Annotated in this window: 18 protein-coding genes; 5 read left to right on the forward strand and 13 right to left on the reverse strand. The window is 52.3% G+C overall.

The window, feature by feature from the left end; all coding sequences use genetic code 11:
* Positions 1-452: 452 nt before the first annotated feature.
* Complete coding sequence (locus CFELI_RS13035) at positions 453-587, forward strand: hypothetical protein (protein ID WP_277104272.1); 135 nt, start codon at positions 453-455, stop codon at positions 585-587.
* Between the two features lie 58 nt (positions 588-645).
* Here the strand turns inward: CFELI_RS13035 and rplI are convergent, their stop codons facing one another.
* From rplI to CFELI_RS13065, 6 genes are all read right to left on the reverse strand, one after another.
* Positions 646-1098 carry a 50S ribosomal protein L9 gene (gene rplI, locus CFELI_RS13040; protein WP_277104271.1) on the reverse strand — a complete coding sequence of 151 codons (453 nt, stop codon included), beginning with the start codon at positions 1096-1098 and terminating at the stop codon, positions 646-648.
* Positions 1099-1256: 158 nt separating this feature from the next.
* Positions 1257-1850: a single-stranded DNA-binding protein gene (locus CFELI_RS13045; protein WP_277104270.1), complete on the reverse strand. Its 594-nt coding sequence runs from the start codon at positions 1848-1850 to the stop codon at positions 1257-1259.
* A 193-nt stretch (positions 1851-2043) separates the two neighbouring features.
* Positions 2044-2331, reverse strand: coding sequence for a 30S ribosomal protein S6 (rpsF, locus tag CFELI_RS13050; protein ID WP_277104269.1), 288 nt, complete (start codon positions 2329-2331; stop codon positions 2044-2046).
* Between the two features lie 275 nt (positions 2332-2606).
* Entirely contained in the window at positions 2607-2792 is a 186-nt protein-coding gene (locus CFELI_RS13055) for a hypothetical protein (RefSeq protein ID WP_277104290.1), read from the reverse strand.
* A 228-nt stretch (positions 2793-3020) separates the two neighbouring features.
* Positions 3021-5171 carry a transglycosylase domain-containing protein gene (locus CFELI_RS13060; protein WP_374724708.1) on the reverse strand — a complete coding sequence of 717 codons (2151 nt, stop codon included), beginning with the start codon at positions 5169-5171 and terminating at the stop codon, positions 3021-3023.
* A gap of 55 nt (positions 5172-5226) precedes the next feature.
* Positions 5227-5610, reverse strand: coding sequence for a DUF5318 family protein (locus CFELI_RS13065; RefSeq protein WP_277104268.1), 384 nt, complete (start codon positions 5608-5610; stop codon positions 5227-5229).
* Positions 5611-5778: 168 nt separating this feature from the next.
* Between CFELI_RS13065 and CFELI_RS13070 the strand changes: the two genes are divergently transcribed.
* The gene (locus tag CFELI_RS13070) at positions 5779-6240 is read left to right on the forward strand and encodes a MarR family winged helix-turn-helix transcriptional regulator (protein WP_277104267.1); all 462 of its coding nucleotides are present in this window, start codon (positions 5779-5781) and stop codon (positions 6238-6240) included.
* 50 nt (positions 6241-6290) lie between these two features.
* Here CFELI_RS13070 and CFELI_RS13075 read toward each other — a convergent pair whose 3' ends face one another.
* From CFELI_RS13075 to CFELI_RS13085, 3 genes are all read right to left on the reverse strand, one after another.
* Positions 6291-8069 carry a hypothetical protein gene (locus CFELI_RS13075; RefSeq protein ID WP_290259058.1) on the reverse strand — a complete coding sequence of 593 codons (1779 nt, stop codon included), beginning with the start codon at positions 8067-8069 and terminating at the stop codon, positions 6291-6293.
* The gene (locus CFELI_RS13080) at positions 8066-8701 is read right to left on the reverse strand and encodes a DUF3558 family protein (RefSeq protein ID WP_277105683.1); all 636 of its coding nucleotides are present in this window, start codon (positions 8699-8701) and stop codon (positions 8066-8068) included. Before CFELI_RS13080 ends, CFELI_RS13075 begins: the two co-directional genes overlap by 4 nt.
* 191 nt (positions 8702-8892) lie before the next feature.
* Positions 8893-9525, reverse strand: a complete 633-nt coding sequence (locus CFELI_RS13085; RefSeq protein ID WP_290259059.1) for a DUF3558 family protein — start codon at positions 9523-9525, stop codon at positions 8893-8895.
* A gap of 338 nt (positions 9526-9863) precedes the next feature.
* Between CFELI_RS13085 and CFELI_RS13090 the strand changes: the two genes are divergently transcribed.
* Genes CFELI_RS13090 through CFELI_RS13100 form a run of 3 tightly spaced genes read left to right on the forward strand, consistent with a single transcriptional unit; the run spans position 9864 to position 11969 of the window.
* Positions 9864-10832, forward strand: a complete 969-nt coding sequence (locus CFELI_RS13090; RefSeq protein WP_374724751.1) for a universal stress protein — start codon at positions 9864-9866, stop codon at positions 10830-10832.
* A gap of 9 nt (positions 10833-10841) precedes the next feature.
* Positions 10842-11498: an SDR family oxidoreductase gene (locus tag CFELI_RS13095; protein ID WP_277104437.1), complete on the forward strand. Its 657-nt coding sequence runs from the start codon at positions 10842-10844 to the stop codon at positions 11496-11498.
* A gap of 6 nt (positions 11499-11504) precedes the next feature.
* Positions 11505-11969 carry a hypothetical protein gene (locus CFELI_RS13100; protein WP_277104436.1) on the forward strand — a complete coding sequence of 155 codons (465 nt, stop codon included), beginning with the start codon at positions 11505-11507 and terminating at the stop codon, positions 11967-11969.
* An 88-nt stretch (positions 11970-12057) separates the two neighbouring features.
* Here the strand turns inward: CFELI_RS13100 and CFELI_RS13105 are convergent, their stop codons facing one another.
* The 4 genes from CFELI_RS13105 to CFELI_RS13120 all read right to left on the reverse strand — a co-directional run bounded on the left by CFELI_RS13105 (position 12058) and on the right by CFELI_RS13120 (position 15559).
* Complete coding sequence (locus CFELI_RS13105) at positions 12058-12552, reverse strand: transposase family protein (RefSeq protein WP_310129441.1); 495 nt, start codon at positions 12550-12552, stop codon at positions 12058-12060.
* A 428-nt stretch (positions 12553-12980) separates the two neighbouring features.
* Complete coding sequence (locus CFELI_RS13110; protein WP_277104435.1) at positions 12981-13847, reverse strand: DNA-methyltransferase; 867 nt, start codon at positions 13845-13847, stop codon at positions 12981-12983.
* The gene (locus CFELI_RS13115; RefSeq protein WP_290259060.1) at positions 13834-14673 is read right to left on the reverse strand and encodes a hypothetical protein; all 840 of its coding nucleotides are present in this window, start codon (positions 14671-14673) and stop codon (positions 13834-13836) included. The genes CFELI_RS13110 and CFELI_RS13115 overlap by 14 nt, the downstream gene beginning before the upstream one ends.
* Positions 14674-14938: 265 nt before the next feature.
* A complete protein-coding gene (locus CFELI_RS13120) occupies positions 14939-15559 on the reverse strand; it encodes a recombinase family protein (protein WP_277104439.1) in 621 nt (206 codons plus the stop codon).
* Positions 15560-15783: the final 224 nt, after the last annotated feature.

Genomic DNA, 15783 nt, shown 5'->3' on the forward strand with positions numbered 1-15783 from the left:
TCCACAACAACTACTCCTGTGAGTAACGCCGGAAGTTGGTGTGTGGGGGTTTAGTTAGCAGCGACTCGTGAAATTTTAAAAGAACTGAACCCCGACGAGCACTTAGGCGCAGGAAGTAAAAATCGGTGAAAACCGGATGTACGGCAGGGAAAACACCCGCCATAAGCGAGTTATCCACAGGGGGTTGTGGATAACTCTGTTCATCGGCTGTGCACAACAAGAAAAAGATGGGGATAAACTGTGCAAAGCTGTGGATAAAATGTGAAGTGCTTATTGAAAACTGCAGGTTATCGCCTGTTTCAGGGCTGTGAAAATCTTATCGCTCGTGGTTGAAAAATTGTGCCAGAAACCGTGCTTTACACAGGTTTTTCACCCAGTCGAGAGTGAAAACCCACATCAGACCACCCTTTTATCCACAGTGCCAAGCAAGTTACTCACAACCATCCCCAGTAGTGGCTGATAATGCCATCAGTATTGCCCAACAGGGGATGAAAAACCGCGAAGCTTTTACCGGTGTTGATCTTAAAAACAAAGAAGCGAAGCTACCTTCTCCACACAAAGTGGGTAAGATACCTTCGCTTCTTTAATGCTGTTGTCGTTGGGTCACCTATGTGTGACCGTCGTTGCTTGCTGTATGCCTAAAAATTAGGCAGCAACGACCTCGAAGTTCACCGATGCTGCGATGTTGGAGTGCAGCTTCACATCTACCTTGTACTTACCGGTAGCCTTAACCAGGCCCTTTGGCAGTACAATGTTGCGCTTATCCAGGTTAGGGCCGCCAGCTGCCTTCACAGCTGCAGCAATATCTTCGGTGGATACAGAACCGAAGAGCTTACCCTTCTCAGAGGTGCGCACAGAAACGGAAACACCCTCAAGTGCCTCCAGCTGTGCCTTGACTTCGCGAGCGTGATCGAGGTCGCGAATTTCGCGAGCCTCTTGGGCACGCTTGATGCCCTCGATCTGCTTCTCTGCACCGCGGGTGGCAACGATGGCCAGGCCGCGAGGAAGCAGCAAGTTACGTCCGTAACCGTCCTTAACCTCAACAATGTCGCCTGCGACACCGAGGTTCTCAACGGCAGCGGTGAGGATCAGCTTCATGATCCCTGCCTTTCGTGGTTTTTAACCCCACCCCCACACAACGCCACAGAAGTAGCGCGGTATTAGTTCACACAGTGGGAAGTAGGAAAGATTTATATCTGTGGTTTTCTTTTCAGGCGCTCACAATGAGCTTTCAAGAGTTCTAACCGTGATGATTATTAGAACGGTGGCTCATCATCTGCGCCCCCAAATCCACCAGCTGGTGGTGCGCTGCTCCATGGATCATTGGCAGGAGCGGATTGCTGTGGTGCAGCGCCGCCGTACTGGCCGCCGCTGAAACCACTGTGGTTGTTCGCCTGATTAAATCCGCCGCCGCCGGAGAAACCTCCGCCAGCGTTTCCACCTTGGGCATAACCACCCTGTTGTTGGTTGTAGCCGCCCTCACGAGGATTGCGGTTCACCTGCGCAGTTGCATAACGCAAGGATGGTCCCACTTCATCAACTTCCAACTCCATCACGGTGCGCTTCTCACCCTCGCGGGTGTCGTAGGAGCGCTGGCGGAGTCGGCCGGTCACGATCACGCGCATACCCTTCGACAGGGTTTCGGCGACGTTCTCGGCAGCTTGGCGCCAAATATTGCAGGTCATAAACATGGCTTCGCCGTCAACCCACTGGTTCGACTGTGAGTCGTACCGGCGTGGGGTGGACGCAACGCGGAAAGTCGCTACCGCCGCACCGGTTTGGGTGAAGCGGAGTTCCGGGTCAGCAACAACGTTGCCGACGATGGTGATGTTGACATCTCCTTGTGCCATGGTTTTGTACTGCCTTTCTTTGGTGCAATCTACGTGAAAAGTGGTGCGTAAGTGGATTACGGTGAATTTTTCTTACGCTTTCAAGGTGTTGCGTTGAACAACAAGTCACCAACCACCCTAGTGGCAAATTCATGAGCAGAAAATGAAATTTTTCGCTTTTCTTTGCGCACCGTTGTGTGGGTGGGTGCGTGTTTTACTTGTCGCCGCGCAGAACCTTGGTACGCAGAACACCGTCGTTCAGGTTCAGAACACGGTCAAGTTCCTGAACGGTAGCGGATTCGCAGTTCAGATTGACGACAGCGTAGATGCCCTCGTCCTTCTTAGCGATTGGGTAGGCCAGACGGCGCTTACCCCAGATGTCAACCTTTTCCACGGTGCCGTTTTCCTTGCGGACAACTTCTAAGAACTTGTCCAGAGACGGGGCAACAGTGCGTTCATCCTGGGAAGGATCCAGAATGATCATGACTTCGTAGTGACGCACGGACCTCATCACCTCCTATGGTCTTTGTAAATGTTTTATGGTTTCGGCCGCACCCGAAAAGTACTGATAGATGCGGCAGGAGGGTCTTGTTGCGTCAGCAACCTATCTAAGATACCGCACCCGCTGCGAAAAGTCGATTCATTTACGCCCCACCACGAAAACGTCATCACAACACACGCTAGCGTATCGACGCCCCCACCTACTTCCCCCCAACACTTTCGGCGTGGCACTTATCCCCCCCCCCCTCCGCAGTGCCACACCTGAGGCTTTCCCGACTAGTGCGGGTTGATGGAGACGATCACTGCCAAGATGACTGGGATGAGTGTGATCAGCAAAATGGCGATGGTGAACAGGGTCCACACAAGCGCTTTAGATTTTTTGTACATGAAGGCTGCGTATGATCCGCCGAAGAAGAGGAATCCGAGGAACACTGAGCCCATTACTAACAGCATGAGGTTCATGGCGTTTGAGGTCACACAGCTTTCTTTGCTCACCAATGTTTTCGTGTTGCTTTCTTTCAAAACCCTAGCACTGGCCACAGAGGTATCCGAAGGCTTGCCCCCAACCGCCACACACACTTTCTGCCACAGTGCCTAAAACATACAAAAGCCCAGAAAACCCCTGTGTGCTGAATCAAGGCTAAAGGTTTTCTGGGCTGATCTTCACACCTCGGTGAGATTCACATGGTGTTATTCTTCCGGTGCCGGTGGTACCCCCAGCAGGTCAGCGGGGATGGATACGCCTGGCAAGATTTCCACCTCAGCTGGTGCTGGTGGCGCCGGTGGGGCGTCGACAGGCGGAATATTCGCCGGAGGTGGGGTCTGGGGGTCGTTGGGAACGACGGTGGGCTGGATGTAGATCTGCCCAATATTGCCGCCCTTGGTGATGTGGGCTAGTGGCTTGGCTTCGGGGAAGTTCATCACTTCCTTGCCCTGTAGGGCGCCGTCGAGGATGCCCTTCCACAAGGTGGCAGGTAGGCCCGCACCGTAGATGCTGCCGCCCCATTCGTTGAGCAATGCGGAGTTATCGTCGGTGCCAACCCACACGGCGGTGGCCAACTGTGGGGTTGCGCCGATCATCCACGCGTCCTTGTTCAGGCCGGTATCACCCAACTGTTGGGTGCCAGTTTTAGCAGCGGATGGACGTCCCCCTGCAAGATTATTGCCATTCGACCAGCCCGCGATGGGCAGCATTGCCTCAATCGTGTTCGCTGCGACGTTCTGGGCGACTCTGCGCTCACCCTTGTCATGCTCGTGCTGGTAGAGAATATCGCCGTTGGCGGTTTCGACCTTTTCCACGAAGTACGCTTCGTGCCACACGCCCATGTTTGCCATGGTGGCCATGGCGTGCGCCATGTCGAGTGGGCGGGAGTTGTACTGGCCCAAGATGATGCCTTCGTAAGGCTGGGCACCGTTTTCGGTCAGTGTTTGGGGGAAGTTCGGAATGGACTTTGCCACGCCTAGGGCGTGCGCCATGTCGGCGACGTCTTGGGTGGTGTTGTTCAGTTCCGCCTGCAGGCGCAGAAATGGGGGGTTGAGGGATTGTTTGAGGGCTTCCTTCATGGTGCAGCCGCCACCACAACCACCACCAGCAACCTGAGCGCCGTTAGCCAGGGTGAATGGTGCGGAGGAGATCATCTGGTTAGGGCTAAAGCCCTGCTGCAGGGCTGCGGCGTAGCCGAAGATTTTGAAGGTGGAGCCGGTTTGGTAACCAGCGTTGGCATAGTCCCAACCGTTGGGGTCTTCGCCACCGTAGTAGGCGCGGACTGCACCGGTGGCTGGTTCGATGGAGACTGCTGCGGTGCGCAGGTTTTCCTTCTGGTTAGCCATGTTGGTTCGGATGGTGTCCACGGTGGCCTGCTGTGCCTGTGGATCAATGGTGGTGGTGATGCGCAGGCCACGGGTTTGAACGTCGTCTTCGGTGATGCCGAGGCTGTCGAGTTCCGCCATTACTTGGTGCTTGATCAACCCGTTGGTGCCTTGTGCTTCGGTGTAGGCCTGGTTGAGTGCAGGGTCGGTGGTGTCAGGGTAGAGGGAGTTGGCGCGATCTTCGGGGCTGAGCCAGCCTTCTTCAACCATGCCGTCGAGCACGTAGCCCCAACGCTGTTCGGCTTCTTCCCGGTTGTTCCAGGGGTCGAGCTGGCTGGGTCGCTGGATACTGGCGGCGAGAACTGCGGATTGTGCGGCATTGAGCTCTTCGACGGGCACGCCAAAGTAGGCGCGTGCGGCGGCGTCGATGCCGTAGGCGTTGCGTCCGAAGTAGATGGTGTTGAGGTAGGCTTCGAGCACTTGCTCTTTGCTCCACTCGTTGGCCATTTTGACGGAGTAGACAAGTTCTTTTGCTTTACGTTTGTAGGAGTAGTCGTTGCCGACCACCATGTTTTTCACGTATTGCTGGGTGATGGTGGATCCGCCGCCGGCGGAAGTGTTGCCGGTGACTTGGCCTAGGATGGCGCGGGCGAATCCTGTGAAGGAGAAGCCGTTGTTGGAGTAGAACTCGCGGTCTTCGGCGGCCAGCACGGCGTTGCGGGTCACTTCGGGGATTTTGTCGAGTGTGACTGCTTGGCGGTTGCCTTCCGCGGGGACGATGCGCGCGAGTTCCGTTTGTGTGTCGGCGGCGTAGATTTTGGATACTTGCTTGGTCACCAGCTCTTCTGGTTTGGGTACATCGATGGTGATGTAGGCAACCATGAAGAGGAGGAAGGGTGCGGCAAACATGACGAGTATACTCGTGATGATCGTCGGCTTGACCCAACCTTTTTTCTTCGCTTTAGCGCTGGGGGCTTTTGTGGTTGCTGGGGTGCGTTTCGCGCCCTTTGCGCCCTTGTTTTTATCTGCCACTTAAAAAGCTCTTCCTGAAAAACCTTTTTCGTTTCCCGAAGGGGTCGGGAAAAGTTTACTTCGCGCCATCCGTGGTTCCGGTTGGTGCTGCTATGGCTGCCGCAATCAAGTGGTTCCACTTGCAGTTGGGGCATACCTCTACATTGTGGACTGTAAATTCCAGTCCATTCTGTACAAACCGCTCTATCTCTTCGAGCGACCGAGCGCTTCCTGACATTCTGCCAAGTTCGTCACCGTAGACCCAAAAGACTTCCCGTAAACTGTTGTGCTCACAGATGGGGCACGGTGTGTTGACGGGTGTTCCGTGATACTTTGCTGCTGCTACGAGCAGGAATTCGGCATCACAGATGTTTTCTTTGTCGATGTGCCCGGATCGCCATGCTGCTAACACGCGGGCGCGGGCTAGTTTGTGCGTGACGTGTCCGTGAAAGTCGACCATTCTGCTAAGTCTAGCGCTAAGTGGTGGGGGATTAGTAGTAGATGTGTTTTATATGCGTGTGGTTTTCGGCCCACAACCCCCAGATGATTAACGCAGCTCAAAAGCAATTCTTATAACCCTCTAAGGCTGCGTTGTTAGGTTTGTCTGCAAACAGATACACTAGTATGCATGACAGCTACTTCATATAAAGAACTTGCTCACTATATCCGCCCTGCTCTGACCAAGCTTTATGTCCTCTACTTCCGCATTGCTGAGGCTTCTGATTTGACTGGTCCGCAGATGACGATCATGACGCGTCTCGCCGAGGATGGCCCTTCTCGTATTAGCCAGATTGCTAAGGCTGAGGGGATTCGTATGCCGACGGCGTCGAATGCGCTGCACCAGTTGGAGGAGCGGGGCATGATTGAGCGCATCCGTGAGGAGTCGGATCGTCGTGGCGTGCGTGTGCAGTTGACTGATTTTGGTCGCCAGGAGTTGCAGCGGGTGGGCGAGGAGCGTACTGAGTACTTGGCTCAGATGCTTTCGACGCTTCCTGAGGAGCGTTTAGAGGATGCGGCGAAGGTTGCTGATTTGATCCATGAGCTGGCAGCTGCGTATACCGCTGAGATGATGCAGCGTAACGAGAAGTAGTAATCCCTCATTGCCGAGCCATACTTCGGCAATGAGGGTACAAATGTTTTTTAGTCGCGTTCGTGGCGGGGTTTGAATACGTCTGCGCCGATGATGCGGGGGACTACTTTGGGTGCTTCGCCTAGAAGGTCGAGGAGGTTTTTATCCCGTTCTGCTTGTTGGAGTACTCCTTTAACCGCTGTGCGTCGGGTGCGTGGAGTAGTCCGCCGTCGATTTTCACGACCTCCAGCACCACCACCAGCACCGCCTGCACCACCCATGGGTGCCCCGCCTGCCATGGTTGATCCACGACCAGTTGAACCGGCAGCGTGTGTGCCTGTTCCACCATTTCCTGGGGTGGCATTGCCGTTCCCAGAACCTGTTCCTGACTGTGATCCACCACCTGGATAACCACCTCGACTACCACCAGAACCCGATCCCGATCCTGATCCGGAACCAGAGCCTGTTCCACCTGCACCGCTGCGCAGCCCACCGGTACCGTACATGCCACCAGCACCACTTCGTGTACCACCAGAATTTATTCCACCTGATGATCCACGCCCACCAGCACCAGCGCCCGCACCACTCCCAGCACCAGTACCTGCACCACTCCCAGCACCGGTGCCTGTACCAGTGTGGTTTCCAGTGCTTGGTGTGCCCCAGGTACTGCCGGTGTTTGCGTGTGTTGCAGCAGGGGTAAATCCCTGTCCTGATCCACTGTGGTTGGTTTGTCCTGATCCCCAGGTGTGGGTGCTTGCCCCAAGGCTATTAACGCCACCGGGGTATTGGTGCATATTTACTGGGTTGACCACGTTTGGGTCAAACCCGAGGGATGCTTGTTGGGCTGCAATGTCATCGAGGACTTTGTGGGCTTGTAGGTGCGGATCAATCCCCATGTTTTGTGCGGTGTGTCCGCTGCGGGTTATCCCACCACCTGTGTGCCCTGGGCTTGTAAACCCTCCGGTGCTCCCGCCACCAGATCCTATTTCGGGTGCATCCATGAGGTTTCGCACACCTGGCATGGATGATACAAGTGTGCTGCCTAGTGCTTCTTTGAACCCTACGAGGTAGGTTTCTTCGAGTTGTTTTTTCATCGCTATTGCTGATGGGTGGGCACCAACCACATGCACACTTGCTAGTGCACCGGCAACGCTTTGAGCGTAGGCAGGCGCGATGGTTGATAGGTGTCGTACTGACGTAGCCATAACATCAGCGTTGGTGGCGAAGTTGATCCCTGTGGCGGACATCTCGTGGATTCGTGATGCTGCTGCTTCAAATACTTCACCGTAATTATGCTCTGCAAGATCACCAGCGACACGACGAAGCCGCGCACTAATATCCATCACACGATTTGATATGTCTGTCCAGATATCTGCTGCTTCGATAGCTGCTGCGTTATTGGTTGCAAGCAATGCTTCTTGCAGGCTTTCTAATGACGCAGCTTTTGATGTTATTGGCTCGGGGAAATCAAAGGGTGCAAACCCTAACTCAGGGCGGGTGGGGAACACCACTGGGGTGTACTCAGGTGTGCCACTGTGTTCGATCGCGTAGATATCTTCTGTGACGAACTGGTTTATTTCAACATTCGCATCATAACAAGCTTGAAGGTTGTGTTCTAACCAGTCGATCTGGCGTTCAAATGCTTCGAGCATTTCTTTCGCGCTACCAGCAGCCCCATCAAGGGCTTGCCCGTGGTACCGACCCATGTGGTCTAAACCACTGACCGTTGAAAACCCATCAAGCAACCCTTTGACTGGATAGTTTGACGCCATAGAAACAGCTTTTTTGATGGATTTTAGTTCGTTGATACTGTCACGAACTTGGCTTAGATTCAAGTACAGATAGTTCATCGGTATCCTCCTTTGACACGTAGTTTTTGCATAACTTCATAGGCACGACGACACAGCTCGTCTTTCGGTAATGGTTTTCTCTCCCGATATGTGTAGGTGATACTCAAACGCCCATTTTCAGTGCTCACAGCAGCATCGCAATGATCGGCAGTATCGTGCCGGATGTGACTGAAATACACGCGGTCATCGGCATCTGGGAACGTCGCATCAATAATCAGCCCACGCTCTTTGATATGGGCATAGGTCGCAAGATGCGTAGTGACGTTATAACCACCGTCTTGACCAAGCACCTCCATCCCACAATCAATCAACGTTGAACCTGCGGTAGCAGTTTCTACAACTTTTTTCAGCTCTAATTCTGTGAGCTCTTCAGCAGTTAACTCATCGCACGGGTTGTAGAGTTTTTGCGTGCGATTACTCGGATCGAACCCTTCCGTATATTCACGATCCGGGGGAAGCGGGATCATTGCCGGCCGATACCATAGATCAGGCACCACGGTAGGATTCGGAGTCGGTACCAACGAAGAAGCAACAGTTGTCGATGCAGCCTGAGTGGTCGATGAATGAGAACACCCAACCACCACAAGAGCAGAACTGATAACCAGTGGCAGTAGTGCTGTGCGTAATTTCATACACCCTCCTTCACACAGCGTTGTAAACAAAACTAGGGGCAAGGAAAAACCCTTCATTTATATAGGACTGGAAAAACACCATCCGCGTTCCCACGGGGGGTAAAACACACCACCCCCAAAGCGATAAGAGTGCTAGTACTTTTCTAAAAACAGGCAGGTGCTTCGAGGTGAAAACACGATGGGTCGAGAGTTCATCGGTATCCTCCTTTGACACGTAGTTTTTGCATAACTTCATAGGCACGACGACACAGCTCGTCTTTCGGTAATGGTTCTTTTTCGCGATATTTGTAGGTGATGCTCAAACGCCCATTTTCAGTGCTCACAGCAGCATCGCAATGATCGGCAGTATCGTGCCGGATGTGACTGAAATACACGCGGTCATCGACATCCGGGAACGTCGCATCAATAATCAGCCCACGCTCTTTGATATGGGCATAGGTCGCAAGATGCGTAGTGACGTTATAACCACCGTCTTGCCCAAGCACCTCCATCCCACAATCAAACAACGTTGATTCAGTACGCGTACGTCCTATTTTTTCCAGCTCTAACTCTGCGAGCTCTTCAGCAGTCAACTCATCACACGGGTTGTAGAGTTTTTGCGTGCGATTACTCGGATCGAACCCTTCCGTATATTCACGATCCGGGGGAAGCGGGATCATTGCCGGCCGATACCAAATATCAGGCACCACGGTAGGATTCGGGGTCGGCACCAACGAAGAAGCAACAGTTGTCGATGCAGCCTGAGTGGTCGATGAATGAGAACACCCAACCACCACAAGGGCAGAACTGATTACCAGTGGTAGTAGTGCTGTGCGTGATTTCATACACCCTCCTTCACACAGCGTTGTGAACAAAACTATGGGCAAGGAAAAGCCCTTCATTTATATAGGACTGGAAAAACACCATTCGCGTTCCCACGGGGGTAAAACACACCACCCCCGAATTTAGGTTGTCATTACTCGTGGCATTCACTAGTGCTTGGTACGAAGTACTACATGTCGTGTGCTCGTTGAGTTTCTTGAACGGTTGGTGTTGGTTGCGTGCGTGGGAGGGTGCGGGTCGGGGTGTTTTTCGTTACTGTGAGAAAATGCCTGATGTGATGGATTCTGGTTCTCAGCGTCACCTGCAGCCTGGTGTTGATGGGTCTGTGGGTGATGTGGATGTGGCTGCGCTTGGTGGGGTGAAGGCTGCGGGTTCTTTTTCTGTTTTTTCCCATGATCCGATCAGGGTGTTGGTTGCGTGGTCGCCACAGCAGGGTGGGGATGAGGCGTTGGCGGTTGCGGCGTGGTTGTCGCGTGTTGCTGATGTGCGTGTGCGTTGTGCGTGTGCGTTTGTGCGTCCGTGGACTGCGCCTGGGGTGGCGAAGTCGGGGGGTAAGTATGTGAAGTGGTTTGCTAAAGAGCAGAAGCGTTATCGTGAGGCTGTGGTCAGTGGGTTGTCTGATTGTGGGGTGGCTGAAGCGATGTGGGATGGGGATGTTGCTGTGTTTTTGGATGGGAATTCGGAGTCGGTGTTGTTGACGCAGGCGGCGCAGGATTTTGGGGCGGATGTTGTGGTGTTGGGTTCGCAGGCGACGGCGCCGAAGGGTCGGTTTTTGCCGGGGACGACGGCGGATGCGATGTTGCATTCTTCGCCGGTGCCGTTGGTGTTGGCGCCGCGTGCGCCGAAGTTGTCGAAGCGTGGGGTTACGCGGGTGAATTTTGTGTTGATGGGGGAGGAGCAGGAGTTGTCGGCGTTGTTGCGGGCGGCGCAGATTGCGTGTGAGTGGGGTGTGCCGTTGCGGATTGTGGCGTTGTCGCCGGGTGGTTTTGGTCCGCCGCCGGTGTCGGATGCGTTGGATTTGCCTGCTGATGTGCGTCATGAGTGGCGGGAGAATACGTTGGCGGCGTTGGATCGTGCTCGTGATGAGGTGTATGGGGTGTTTGGGGAGTGTACGGTGGGTTGTGAGATTGGTTCGGGTTCGGGCTGGTCGGCGGCTTTGGATGCGTTGAAGTGGAAGAAGGGGGATTTGTTGTGTTTTGCATCGTCCCCGTTGGGTCCGTTGGCGCGGGTGTTTATTGGTTCGCAGACGTCGTCGATTTTGCGTCATGCGCGGGTGCCTGTGTTGATGATCCCGGGACATAGTTTTTAGGAGGTTTTTATGAAGTGTGCTGTTGTGACTGGTGCAAGTCGTGGTGTGGGGCTTGCTGTTACGCGTGCGCTTTGCGACGCCGGCTATACGGTGTATGCACAGTACAACCAGACCCCACCACAGCTTGATCATGAGCATCTTCACTGGTTTCAGCTTGATGCCACCAAGCCTTTGGACACCCAATGCTTACCAGCCCTGAGCAGTGTTGATGCCCTTGTGTTGTGTGCGGGCGTGGCTGAATTGGGCAGTACTCATACGCAGTCGCGTGAGGTTTTTCAGTGGCATATGGATGTGAATTTCTTCAGCCCGGTGGAGCTTAGCCAAGCGCTTCTTCCCGCCCTGATCGCTGCACAGGGCCATGTGGTGTATGTGAATTCGGGTGCGGGTTTGCATTCTTATCCGCAGTGGGCCGCGTATTCGGCAAGTAAGCATGCGGCGCGTGCGTGGTGTGAAGCATTGCGGGCGGAAACCCCCGAAATTAGGGTTACGAGTGTGTATCCCGGCAGGATTGCCACGGATATGCAGCGCGCAATTCGCGCTCAGGAGGCAGGGGAGTACACTCCGAAAGAGTACTTGTCGACGGATACTGTGGCGCACACAATCCTTCATGTGCTTGCTACTCCTGCCGACGCCCAATTGCCTGATATTTCCATTCGCCCGAGGTGATTTTCTATGGTGGACCATCCTGAGAATGATTTGAGTTCGGATGCGGATCAACCTAACCGTTTCCGCCCTGAGCCCAAAACTTTTGATGATTTGGCTAATACACCTGACCCGCTGATTCAGGCCCAGCTGAATCAGCGTTCCACCCGCCAGGCGATTGCCTTTGCCATCGCTATCCCTATTCTGACAGGCATCGTCGCCTTTGCCCTAGCAGCACTGAGCCGCAGCATCGGTGGCCCACTGTGCGATGCGGGCACAGCCTATTGGATTTGTTCCCGCGAGGCGGAAATCTGGTGGCCTGCAACCACCAGCATCATCCCCATGATCGGCGTGTTTGGCACCGCCATCATTCTTTACCGCAAGTACCTCAACTACACCCGCTGGCGCCCATGGATGGGCACCTTGTGGTTCCTCGTCCCCTTCGCGATGCTTTGGATGGTCACCGTCTTCCAAATGAGCATCGTGGGACACTAAGGTTTTCTCACCAGAATTTGTTGTGGTTCCAGGTGTAGGACGAGTAAAGCAGCTTTTGCGATGGCTGTAATGGTCTTAGGGCATAGGGTTACGCTTCGAAAGTGCTTTGAGTTGTTTGAGCATGGCGTTTGCTCGTTCTGCTGGTGCTCGCAATCCGTTCAGACTCCGGGTTGTACTCGTACTCATCATCTGCCAGATTCCTTCCTCTAATCGGTGTGTGTACGTTGTGACCTGCACCGATGTAGCCTTTGTCGGCAAGAACGCTAATGTCAACAGTGCTTATTGCATCAAGAACATGCTCACCCGCTGCGGTGATGTCATGAACAGATCCAGGAGATACTGGGGATACCCATAGTGGGTAGCCGCTCTCGTCAGTGAGCACCTGAACATTGCCACCAAATGCTTTGTGCTTGCCGGAACGCATCAGGTCATGGCGATTTTTCAGGTTTTTACTTGCTACGCGGTCTGTTCGGATGAGTGTTCCGTCCAGGCAGACGAAAAGATTATCGGTGTCCTTGGCATGGTGTAGTGCGTCTATCTGGGTGGGAGATTTTGCAGAAACAACCTTGAGTGCTTCGTGGATGTAGCGGTAGCCTTATGCCTTGTGAAACACGAGCATCACGAGCAATAGTAGCAATACTGGTTGCCTCATAAAGCCAGCGTAACAGCATGATTGCTTGAGTACAGCAGGTTGTGGCACGTTGATGGGGCCAGGTCATGACGCTTGCGGTGGGTTTGACACAATGCGCTGATAGTACGTGCAGCAGTGATGGGTGTGAAAAAGTGTGGCAGAAATGCAAGCACGCGGGAGTTCCTTTCAGTTTGATTTTCCTTTTCAAAAACCATTCTGAACTTGGAATCCCGCGAGCTTTGCGTTGACGTTCCACCCAACAAGCCGCCAAAACCACAGGTCAGCGTTTCATACGCATTTCCCCGGTGAGAAAACCTCAATATGCCATAGACTGAGAAACTGAGAAAGTGCCTGAGAAATTTCTCCGTTCGAAACAGTCATTAAAAGAGCGATTCTCCAACAGCGTTGAGTCGTTCGTTCGCCATTTTAGAGTACTCTGGCACCAATTCCATTCCAACGAACCTTCTCTTGTTGCGAAGTGCAACAAGACCCGCTGTTCCGGAGCCCGTAAATGGATCACAAACGATGTCACCAGGTCGTGATCCGGCCAGAATGCAGAGTTCTGCCAATTTCTCGGGAAAGACCGCAAAATGAGCGCCTCTAAACTTTCCTAATGGGATACTCCAAACCGTTCTCCTATTCCGGCCTAATGGGTGAAATGCCTGATCCCACCTAGCATCATGCAGATTCGAATTTCCAGCGTTCTTTCCGGTTTCCGGAGTGCCTCCACGTTTACCAAGGTGGCCCCTTCCGCCACGCATTTTAGAATTCTCTGTAAATGTAACATGAGGTTCCCGAATGGCATCTTGGTCGTAGAAATATTGTGGACTCTTTGCGAACATAAACACATACTCATGGTCAGTCGTTGGGCGATTCTTTATCGAGGAAGGCATAGCATTTGGTTTATGCCAAATGATGTCCGACCGGAGAATCCATCCAGAATCTGCAAGAGCAATCGCAAGACGCCAAGGTACTCCGCCGAGGTGTCCTTTGAGATATGAATCTCCCAAATTTAAGAAAAGCAAACCATCATCGCGTGTCTTGTTTTTTAAAACAGTGAAGATTTCCAATAGATTTTTAATATACTGATCCACGGAACGTTCCCTGCCCACCTCCAAGGGGTTCTCTCCGGAATATTTACGCAGATTGAAATACGGAGGACTTGTCACTGTGACTTGAATTGAATTGTCCTTTAGGCTTCTGAGTCCGCTAAGTGCATCCGTATTCAGAATTTCAAAGTTTTCCATCGAGCACCTCTTCGACCAATTTATTTAGTTCAATTTGATTTGAATCGTCAAAACCGGTGAAAAGAGTTGGCGACACAGGGAAATAAAAGACGTTGCCATGAAGAGACTTCTGACGAGTGATTTCCTCATCAGACCAATTTTGAGCAATGATTACTGATGCGATGACAGCATCACTGAAATTAGCTAGGATATCTTGGTTGGCTTGCTCAATATCTCGAGTAAAAAGATGGGCATGGCCACCACCCTGAGTCTCTCGGGTTTTTACCGGAAGAATTATATAGCGAATGGATCCATCCTGCCGAATAAGTTTTGCGACTACGTCGTAAGTTCGGCGGTTCACCTTCAGCGGTGTGGACAGAATCTCAAAATCTTTGTATTTTCCAACGTTCCCGCGGGTCTGCTGATAATAGGACAACGCTTGAGTGAGTGCTGTTCGTACAAATATCTCTGCTCCCGTCCCTCTCTTTGCTCTCCTTGAGCCCTCTAAGCGTTGGAAGGACACTTCACGAATAACAGGCCAGTCAAAATAGGCCAAGTCATCACGATAGGTTACAAGCAATATCGCAATTGTTTTGATTTCTAGTTGCTGCGTCGTCATGCCTGCTGGCGCGTTCTTTTTGGCTTGGCTGATCAGTGGCTTTAGGCGTTGTGTTGCGGCATCGCGAACCAACCAGGAAAAAAAGAAGTAGCATGCAGTTCTATGAGGGTACGGAACCCCGCCACCGTCGTAGAGTTTCGGTGTAATTCCTGGTTCTTCAGATTGATAGCAATCGGTTATCCACCTCTCAATTTCTGCAAGGGTAGACTTAAAAAGCAGTTTTTTCATTGGATCTGCCGAGTGCTTAGAAATCTGTAACTTCTTTTCTGACCACCTATAAAATGGCTCTACTTGATTTGCTAGTTTCGTTAAGTCTAAAAGCCTAGCGTGCGTGAAATCAATTCCATAAATTAACAAATTGTTATTGTTTAAAATTGAGACCTATTGTTTTCAAGTGCTGATTGATTTTTAGAATGAGCCGGATTGGGAAAATAGGGCTTGTTCATTTCAAAGAAGGTTTTCACCTAAAGGGATGCGTTTTGTGCTAGTTGGTTTAATGGAATGGGGTATCACTTGTCGTCTGAGTCGAAAACTTGGGTGTGTTTTGATAATTAGATCTACGATGTGTGGTGTTTGCTTGATTTGGATAATGGCATACGGTTGATCTTGAGATTTTAGAATCTTTAGATGGAGCAGTTACCGTTTCGCCGTCGGCTCGACGTTGCTTGAGTTGCGCCACTTGTTCTAGCGTAAGTGATGGTCTCCTCCCTTTGTATTTGCCCTGAGATTTGGCTATCGCAATTCCTTCACGCTGACGTTCTAGAATCATCGACCGCTCGAACTCTGCCACAGCTCCAGGCATGGATAATAGGAGTTTATTGATCGGAGAATCATCCTCGGTGAAGGTCAGATGTTCCTTCACAAATTCGACATGTACACCTTTCATGGTCAGCTCCCTAACCACTTTCTGCAGCTCCTCTAGATTGCGCACCATTCTATCCATGCTGTGGACGATAAGTGTGCCACCTTTGCGGGCGAAGTTGATAGCAAGTGCGAGCTGGGTGCGATTAACGTCTTTGCCACTCACTTTGTCGGTGAACAGATTTTCCACCTTCACACCCTCTAACTGACGGGAAGTGCTCTCATCCAAGGTGCTAACGCGCTGGTATCCGATTCACATTGCGATTGTCCTGGCTAGTGGTTGAGTAGAATTCCAACCAGATTCTAAGGCTTGTGGGGGCAAGTGTCAATTAAAGACGGCTCGCACTCTATTTAGACGCTGTCAGGCGCGATGCTGCGATGTCCGCTTAGGATACGTGGCAATATCCATAACGCCGCTCCATCTTCTAGCCCAGATTTTTCAAAGTGATAGTTTTTCTATTTTGGCTTGTGTGTCCA

The organism is Corynebacterium felinum (assembly GCF_030408755.1).
Lineage (GTDB): Bacteria > Actinomycetota > Actinomycetes > Mycobacteriales > Mycobacteriaceae > Corynebacterium > Corynebacterium felinum.